This is a genomic window from Phyllobacterium sp. P5_D12 (genome assembly GCF_054049495.1).
This window is the reverse complement of sequence record NZ_JBFUMG010000173.1, coordinates 1-8,622: the sequence shown is the minus strand read 5'-3', so window position 1 is coordinate 8,622 and position 8,622 is coordinate 1. Positions and strand designations below refer to the sequence as shown.

Below are 8,622 nucleotides of genomic sequence, written 5' to 3'. Positions count from 1 at the left end.
GATAAACGTCGGACTTATCAGCCCGAGACCACGCGCAGCTTCTGATTGCAGAACAGGATTTCTTTGTTTTCGCACAACAGGCAGTGCGGCGATCCCTTCCGCCGGTGCCGTCATTCGAACGGACCACGCGCGTGATATGCCATCAGGTACCGGAGCATATTGTTCCCATTCATTCGATTCACGCGGCACGTTCCCTTTGGTGCCATCTTTCTTGCATCATGCGCCTATCTGTGGATTGAAATCAAGCGTTATTTCTGACATATTGATTGAACGAACATTCAATATAATGGGAGAAATCTCATTGATTTCCGATAATTGAATAAGATTTAAACCGGAAAGTTCCGGCAATCGAGTGAGGGAACAATGGCGGCGGTGAAACAGATACGGGAAGCCGGGGTGACAGCGGCGCTGACAAATCACGAGACGATCGATCTGGCCAAGCGACATCTTGTTCAGCCATGGCCCTGTGCCGGAGAAATCGKCGCCGAGGCCAGATCGCTGATCAGCGGCGGCGAGGGAATTTACATCACCGACGGCGAGGGCAAGCGGCTTATCGATGGTCCTGCCGGCATGTGGTGTGTCAATGTAGGGCACCGCCGCGAGGAGCTTGCCCGTGTCATGTACGACCAAGCCATGCAGCTTTCCTATAACACGCCCTGGTATACGATGAACGAACCTTCGGCGGTGCTCTCGGAGCGCATCGCTGCTTATGCGCCCGGCGACCTCAATCACGTCTTCTTCACAACGGGCGGGTCAACAGCTGTCGAGAGCGCACTGCGTTTCATGCAGTTTTTCAACAATGCCCGCGGTCGGTCCGAGAAAAAGCTGATCCTGTCGCGCGGCGGCGCTTATCATGGTTCCACCTATCTCTCGGCGTCATTGAACGGGCGTCCGCGGGATCGCGACTGGATGGACGGCGCCGATGACCTTGTCGTCAAGTTGACGTCTCCGGATGCATTTCGCCGTCCCGAAGGCATGAGCATAGCCGCATTCTCGGACATGCTGGTCGCCGAGTTCGAGGAGACGGTCCGCCGCGTAGGTGCCGACAAGATCGGCGCTTTCATTGGCGAGCCGGTCCAGGCTTCAGGCGGCGTCATTCTGCCGCCCGAAAACTATCTGCCCCGTATCCGCAAGATATGCCGGGACAATGAAATACTGTTTATCGCTGACGAAGTGGTCACGGCATTTGGCAGACTTGGGCACGTCTTCGCTTCCCAGGATGTATTCGATGTCGATCCGGATATCATCACCTTTGCAAAGGGTGTCACCTCGGGCTATTTCCCGCTCGGCGGCATGGTCGTCTCCGAGCGTCTTCTTGAGGAACTGCGCCGTTCAAATCACCCGACTGCGATGTATGCGCATGGGCTGACCTACACCAGCCATCCTGTCGGCTGCGCCGTGGCGCTCACCAATCTCGATCTGCTCGAGGATGGCATCCTTGCGCACACCCAGACCGTTGCGCCTTATTTCCAGCAGCAGTTGAAAACGCTTGAGGAATTACCCCTGGTTGGAGAAGTGCGGGGGATAGGCCTGATGGCCTGCGTCGAGTGTGTTGCCGACCGCGAGAGCAAGAATCCGCTCCAGCTCGATACGAATGTCGGAATGCGCATCGACGCGCATTGCCATGAACTCGGCCTTCTGGTGCGACCGCTCATCAACATGTGCGTCATGTCTCCGCCGCTGGTTATCACCCGCGATCAGATCGACGACATGGTGGGTATCCTGCGGGAAGGGATTTCGCGCACGATGGATGATCTGCGGCATGAGGGCGTCTGGCAAGGATAATCCGGCTAATGATAAATAACCCGGCGACTACGCCGGGTTATTTATGCGAGTTGTCGGCAATCAGCTCTGTGCGGCCAGCTGCGCATTGAGCAACGGCACTTCGGCCTCTGCCGGTGCCTTTTCGATTTTCAGGACAGGTAACACATTGCGCAGGTGGTCGTGGTGCGAACGGACACCGTATTCGAGGTCCGAGAGATAGAACCCCGAGAACGATTTCGACAGCATCGACTCGTTTGACCATTTCGTCAGCTGAACATCTTCCGAGCTCGTCTCGCGATCGATGCGCGAGGCGAGATAACAGGCAGCCCGCTGCTGTCGGGTTTCATCCCTGTTGCGGAATACAGCGCCGCGCAACAGGGTCTCGCCCGTCGACAATGGAAACTCCTGATAATACTGCGCGCCTTCAGGCGTAACCGAAATCACAGAATTCGGAAAAATCCCGTAGTAGATCCAGGCGTTACGGAGGTTCTCGGGCAGATGCGTCGCCTCCGGTGCCAGATTGATATAGTTGCGCACACTCCAGCGCCGTCCCGCATGGGGATTATAGCTGGCGAAAGATCGCGACACGCCATTGACGAATGGCTCGTCGTAATAGGTCGAGCCATAAAGGTCCTGGAGCGCCGGATGGGCCATTGCCACGTGGTAGCCTTCATTGTCGACATCGCGCACCGACTTCCAGTTGACGGGCGATTTCTGCGTCCAGAAGCCTGCAGGTACCATATCGGCGATATTGTAGTTCGCGATTTCCGCTTCGAACGGCTTCATCAATGTGGCAACCGATGGCTGCGGGCTCTCGAGGAAACGGATGAAGATGAAGCCCATCCAGATTTCGAGTTCGAGCGGCAAGAGACCGAACTCGTTTTTGTCCATCTCCGGGAAAGAACGCGGACGCGACGCGCCTCGGAGCGTGCCGTCGAGATTATATACCCAGCCATGGAAGGGACAGACCAGCGCGTTGTTGCATGTTCCCTTGTTGTCGGTGACGACGCGAGATCCCCGGTGACGGCAGATATTGTGAAAAGCACGGATTTCGCCGTCCTTGCCACGCACGATCAGGGCCCGCTCGCCCACGATATCCAGCGCGATGTAGTCACCGACGTTGGGCACATCACAGACATGCCCGGCTATCTGCCAATGGCTTCGGAAAACGTATTCCTTCTCAAGCTCGAGCAAGGCCGGACTGCTATAGCTCCAGGCCGGCAATCCCCGGCGGTCCCAGTTGTTCGGAATCGTCAAATCGCGCTGATTAACCTGCATAAATTCGCTCTTACTTATTGAATGTTCATTCAATATAAGCACAAACATCGTTTGTTTGCAATCTGTTAGATTAGCAAGCCCCAAATTGCGTTAGCGGTTTGGATCCGTCAAGGCAATCATACTATGTATCGGAGACGGCGGGCGTTGGACTCCGCACTTCGTTGCAGCGCCGCACCACATTCACTTGGCTGCTGAAGGCCGAGCATTGTCAAAGTGACATCGATTTCCTCTCGGAGCATGGCTAGTAAATCCTCGGCTCCCGCCTCACCATTCGTGGCGAGCCCCCATAGTGGCAGCCGACCAATCATTACTGACTTGGCGCCGTTGGCGATATACTTCAGGACGTCGCTTCCGCGCTTCACGCCACTGTCCGCAAGAACGTCAAGATCGTGGCCAACGGCATCTGCGATCCCTGGAAGAACGTCGATCGGCGCGGGTGCAATATCAAGATTGCGGGCACCGTGAGCGGACACCACGATACCGTCGGCTCCAGCAGCCTTTGCTAGATGGGCATCGTGAACGCCAAGAACACCCTTGATGACAAGTTCACCTTTCCACCAGCGTCGAAGCTGATGGATGTCCTCCCAGTTCAGAAGGTTCTCCAGGCGGACGGCTTCGGCGATGGAAAGTCGGGTGACTGCGCTACGGAATTCCTGCGGATAATGGCCATAACTGGGCATACCAGTTGCGAGGAGATAGCGAAGCAGGACTCCACATAGCCAACGCGGATGGAGCGCCACATCCAGGCCAAGCCGCAGTGAATACTTTATCGGAATCGAAAAACCGTTCCGATGGTTGTATTCCCGCTTCGGGCTTGCGGGGGTATCGGCCGTCACGACCAGTGTCGTCACACCAGCCTTTTCCACCCGTTCGAGAAGCGCGCGCGACAGGTTTCTATCCTTCCACATGTAAAGTTGAAACCAAAGGCTGGCTCCCGGCGCTCCAGCACGGATCTCTTCGATGGTCGTGATGGATTGTGTGGAGATGCAAACCGGGATGCCCATCCGCGCAGCCGCTCGGGCAAGTTTGATCTCGCCATTGTGTGCGACCAGTCCAGCCAGGGCCGTCGGCGCCACAACCAGCGGCATCGCTGTCGTTTCACCGAGAATTTCGGTTCTCAGTTCGCGCTCAGGGTGGCCAGTCAGCACACTCGGAATGAGCTTGATAGAATCGAGACTATTTCGAAGGCTTCGCAGGGCATTCTCATCTTCGGTCCCACGATCGATATATTCGAAGAGGGCTTTGGGAAGAGCTCTTCGGGCGGCATCCCGAAAGTCCCCGGCGTTCAAAGGTCTCTGCATTTTCAGTTGCCTTCGCAGATCATGAGACGGCGAGGACCCAAAGCACTTTAGCGTCGCGCTCGCCGGCGGATGTCCACACATGCTCGGCATTGGCATCGTAGTAGATCGAATCTCCCTCGTTTAACACAAGCGGCTCATATAGCTTGCTATGGACGACAAGAGTGCCTTCCAGGACGGTCAGGAAGATTTCGGCCCCTGATTTTGCCCAGATTTTATAGTCATCGGGTGAGCGTGCCGAAACGCTCGTCATAATCGGCGTCATTTTCTTGTTGCGTAGATCCGAACACAGGAAGTTGTTAGCACACGTATTCGTGTCATGAGCTTTGCCGCTCCCAGCCCGCGTAACGCTGCGGCGGCCATAGCCGCTTGGCGATGTATTTTGCGCATTCAGCAATTCCATCAAATCGATTCCGAGGCCAACGGCGATTCGCTGCAGCGTTCCGATTGTTGGGGAAAGTTCATTGCGTTCGATCTTCGAAAATGCCGAGGCAGAGACGCCTGTCGCTTTGCTAACACTCTGCAACGTCAGGTTTCTGTCCTTGCGAATCTGATGCAATCGCGCGCCGATGTTCATCTCGGATGGCGCGGCATCTGCAATGCTGCTGGCGTGTTCGTCTGTCTTGCGGCGAATGACATCATGGAGCAGTACGCCCTGATCGCTGATTGACTGGCTGGCCATAACCTTCTCCATCAGTTGCCGTCCTATGCTTTGCTGTTGCGTACTTCCCAATCCGCTATCGCAAATGATTAACTCTGGAAAGAAAAATACGCTAAAGCCAAAATTTTTCCTATAGTGGATTTTTTTGATAAAAATATTGACAGGCGCCGAATGCTCATAAATTATCTCATTTGTGAGGCGATCAACGCAACTAGAAAATAAAACGGGAACGGTCGCGATCACACTGGGAAACCGTGGACGATCGCGCCTGTCCTCCGACTATAGGACATGCATTCATGACTCTTTCTGCCAATGAAATCAGTGGCCTCTACACGGCTATAGTCACTCCGATGAAGGAAGACCGGACTGTCGATCTCGACGGCCTGCGCAAGCTTACCCGCTTCCAGCTGGAAAGTGGCGCCGCCGGGGTCGTTCCGATCGGTGGCACTGGCGAATATACGGCTTTCTCGCGATCCGAGCGCAGGACGATTGTGGAAGCGTGTGTTGAAGCGTCGGACGGCAAGCCGGTTATCCCCGGTGTCCTGTCCACTGGTTTCAAGGATGCTGTCGAGGCTGGACAGGATTTCGCCGCCGCCGGCGCTTCTGCCGTAATGACGGTTACTCCTTATTACGCTTCGGGCACTCAGGAGGCGATGCGTGACTACTTCCGGGCCTATCGCCAAGAGGTTGATGTGCCTGTTTTGCTTTACCAAATCCCGCGTCGCACGAATGTTGCCGTCACTGCTGAGTGCATACAGGGGATGGTCGAAGATCGCTCCATCATCGGCATGAAGTACTCGTCCTATGACGTGCCGGAGTTTATCAAGACGATCAAGTTTGTAGGTAATCAAATTGCCATATTGAGCGGCGAAGAGCCCCTTTTCGCGACCCATGTCGCACTTGGCGCTCGCGGTGGCGTTCTAGCGTCTGCGTMGATATATCCTAAGGTCTGGCTTAAAATCTTCCAGCTTGCGCAGGAGGGTAAGCTCCATGAGGCCTTGCAAATTCAGGCACCGATCGATTCCGTCGTCGAGGCAATTTTCCTGGAAACCAATCCCGGTCCTCTGAAAAAATATATGGCTCTGGCCGGCATGCCCGTCGGAAGCGTCAGGCTGCCACTGCAGGATCCGAGCGAGGCAACTCTGGCGAAACTGAAGGAAGTCGCCAATCAGGCCAAGCTCGTGAATCTCGCTTAAAGAAAGGCTTAAATCCGTGATTGATCGGCTGCGCGACATCGTTGGTTCCAAAGGAATAATTAGCGACCCTTCGGAGATGACGCCTTATCTCACGGATTGGCGTGGTCGAAAGCAGGGCAGGGCCGTTTGCGTAGTTTTGCCCGCCTCGACAGACGAGGTCGCAGCGGTAATGCGTGTGGCTGCGGAAGAAAGGCAGCCGGTTTTCCCACTCGGTGGCAATACGGGGCTGTGTTATGGGGCGGTACCCGAAAGCGGCGATGCCGAAAAGCCCGGTATCGTCCTCTCGCTTCGCCGCATGCACCGGATCCGGGACATAGATACCGTGTCAGATATTATCACTGTGGATGCCGGGGTCATACTTGCTGAAATCMATCAGGCCGCCGACAAAATCGGTCGCCAGTTCCCTCTGCGTCTTGGTAGCGAAGGCAGCGCACAGGTTGGCGGGCTCATCTCGACCAACGCAGGCGGAACCGCAGTCGTCCGATATGGGCCGATGCGCGACCTGGTTGCTGGGCTGGAATTGGTCCTGGCGGACGGCCGCATCGTCAACGACCTCGCGGCTCTGCGCAAAGACAACACCGGCTATATGCTACGGCAACTCTTCATCGGTGCGGAAGGAACGTTGGGTATCATTACAGGCGCGGCGCTGAGGTTATTTCCAACGCTCTCAAAGAGTGCACATGCCTGGATCGACGTGGTGTCGCCAGTAGATGCTGTTCAACTTCTCGCTCGGTTTCGCTCGACTGCAGGTTCATTCATCGAGGCCTTTGAGCTGGTATCCTCCTCTCAGTTCGAGCTCGTCCGCCGGCACGTGGATCGGGTTCGCATGCCGTTCGCCGAGTTGCCTGCATGGTCACTGATGGTGGAACTCAGCACATCCGACAGTTACACGGACCTGGATGCCATGCTCGGCCGCCTGCTCGAGGAGGGTTTCGCGGCCGGTCTGATTCGCGATGCCGTGGTTGCCGCATCCCATCAACAGGCAGAAGAGATCTGGCATGTGCGCCACTCGGTATCGGAAGCCAACAAGAAGGAAGGCATTGGTATCGTCCATGATGTAGCGGTACGGACCTCTTTCGTTCCCGCGTTCATCGATGCGGCGGATAAAGTGGCCGCGGAACGATTTCCCGAGGCCACCACGCAGGTCGTGTGCCATCTCGGCGATGGCAACGTCCACTATATCCTGATGTTCTCGCACGACTATTGGAACACTATTGACGACCAGGACGGGTTCGCACTCGACGTCGAAAGGGCGATCCATGACGTCGGCGTCCAATTTGGCGGCACATTCAGTGCGGAACACGGGGTGGGCCGTAAGCTGCCCGCGGAACTGGAGCGGTTGTGTGACCCGCTCCGCTACGAACTGATGCAGCAGATTAAACACGTTCTCGATCCGCATGGCAGAATGAACCCGGGTGTTCTGCTCAAATCGTAGTGAACTACTAACCGAAAGAAGAAAGGGGAATAACATGGTTTCCAGAAGAGAATTCGCAGGCCTCCTCGGAGGAGGTGCAATCGCAGCGACCTTAGCCGGCGCAAGCTCGGCTGCGGCGCAAGCCCCGTCGCAGAACTCGTTTCAGCAGATCATCAACTCGAAGAAGCTGCGTATCGGCGGCGTGGCAACCGGTGCGCCCTGGACAATCAAGGACAAGGAGAGCGGCCAGTGGGGTGGTCAGTTCTATGACATCGGCAAGGCTCTTGCCACGGACATGGAGGTCGAACTTGAAGTCGTGGAAACGACTTGGGGCAACGCCATCCTCGACCTGCAGGCGAACAAGATCGATGTCATGTTCGGGATGAACCCAACACCGAAACGCGCCCTGGCCGTGGACTTCACTGTCCCGGTCTATAACAGCGCTCTCGTTGTCATCGCGAAGACAGGTTTCGAACCGAAAACGTGGACAGACCTCAACAAGCCCGAAGTCAGGATCGCAGTCGACATGGGTTCCGCGCACGACCAAGGTGCTTCGCGCCTGTGTCCCAATGCGACGATCGTGCGGCTGAAATCGCTCGACGAGGCGACGCTGGCGCTCTCCACGGGCCGCGTCGATGCGCAGTGCATCTTCTGGATGGGAGGTGTCCGTGCCGTCAAACGCGATCCGCGCCTGGGAAAGGTCGTCGCTCCGACTCCGATCTTCGGTTCCACGTCCAACGCGGCCGTGCGACGAGAGGAAGACAAGACCCTCCGCGATTTCCTGAATACCTGGATCGTCTATGCGCAGGGCCTCGGCCTGGTCCGGGAGGCCGTCGTGTCCAGTCTCGCGAAGGTCGACATCACCCTCGACGACATTCCCGCCGGCGTTAACTTTTAATGATGTTTCGGTGCCTGCCTTTGGTGGGCACCGAACCGGAACACAGGAAGTCGTGATATGTACAATTGGGATTTCAACATCCTTTGGAGCTACCGTTGGCTGCTATTTGAAGG

Annotated in this window: 8 protein-coding genes; 5 read left to right on the top strand and 3 right to left on the bottom strand. The window is 56.3% G+C overall.

The annotated features are described in order from the left end of the window. Positions 1-319: hypothetical protein (locus tag ACXJ5O_RS13180; RefSeq protein WP_457300283.1), on the top strand; the 319-nt coding region annotated here is incomplete at its 5' end. 44 nt (positions 320-363) lie between these two features. Beyond that, positions 364-1,785 (top strand): aminotransferase, encoded by a 1,422-nt coding sequence (locus tag ACXJ5O_RS13175; protein ID WP_457300282.1) that lies wholly within the window; start codon positions 364-366, stop codon positions 1,783-1,785. A gap of 60 nt (positions 1,786-1,845) precedes the next feature. On the opposite strand, the gene ACXJ5O_RS13170 is transcribed toward ACXJ5O_RS13175, so the two are convergent. From ACXJ5O_RS13170 to ACXJ5O_RS13160, 3 genes are all read right to left on the bottom strand, one after another. Beyond that, the gene (locus tag ACXJ5O_RS13170; protein WP_457300281.1) at positions 1,846-3,042 is read right to left on the bottom strand and encodes an aromatic ring-hydroxylating oxygenase subunit alpha; all 1,197 of its coding nucleotides are present in this window, start codon (positions 3,040-3,042) and stop codon (positions 1,846-1,848) included. A gap of 116 nt (positions 3,043-3,158) precedes the next feature. Further along, complete coding sequence (locus ACXJ5O_RS13165; RefSeq protein ID WP_457300280.1) at positions 3,159-4,343, bottom strand: alpha-hydroxy acid oxidase; 1,185 nt, start codon at positions 4,341-4,343, stop codon at positions 3,159-3,161. A 19-nt stretch (positions 4,344-4,362) separates the two neighbouring features. Further along, positions 4,363-5,244, bottom strand: a complete 882-nt coding sequence (locus ACXJ5O_RS13160) for a helix-turn-helix domain-containing protein (RefSeq protein WP_457300279.1) — start codon at positions 5,242-5,244, stop codon at positions 4,363-4,365. A gap of 53 nt (positions 5,245-5,297) precedes the next feature. Here ACXJ5O_RS13160 and dapA point away from each other — a divergent pair, with 53 nt between their 5' ends. The 3 genes from dapA to ACXJ5O_RS13145 are packed head-to-tail and all read left to right on the top strand — an operon-like array spanning position 5,298 to position 8,509. Beyond that, entirely contained in the window at positions 5,298-6,197 is a 900-nt protein-coding gene (gene dapA / locus ACXJ5O_RS13155; RefSeq protein WP_457300278.1) for a 4-hydroxy-tetrahydrodipicolinate synthase, read from the top strand. 16 nt (positions 6,198-6,213) lie between these two features. After that, positions 6,214-7,632, top strand: a complete 1,419-nt coding sequence (locus ACXJ5O_RS13150; protein WP_457300277.1) for an FAD-binding oxidoreductase — start codon at positions 6,214-6,216, stop codon at positions 7,630-7,632. A gap of 34 nt (positions 7,633-7,666) precedes the next feature. Continuing rightward, positions 7,667-8,509 carry a transporter substrate-binding domain-containing protein gene (locus ACXJ5O_RS13145; RefSeq protein ID WP_457300276.1) on the top strand — a complete coding sequence of 281 codons (843 nt, stop codon included), beginning with the start codon at positions 7,667-7,669 and terminating at the stop codon, positions 8,507-8,509. Positions 8,510-8,622: the final 113 nt, after the last annotated feature.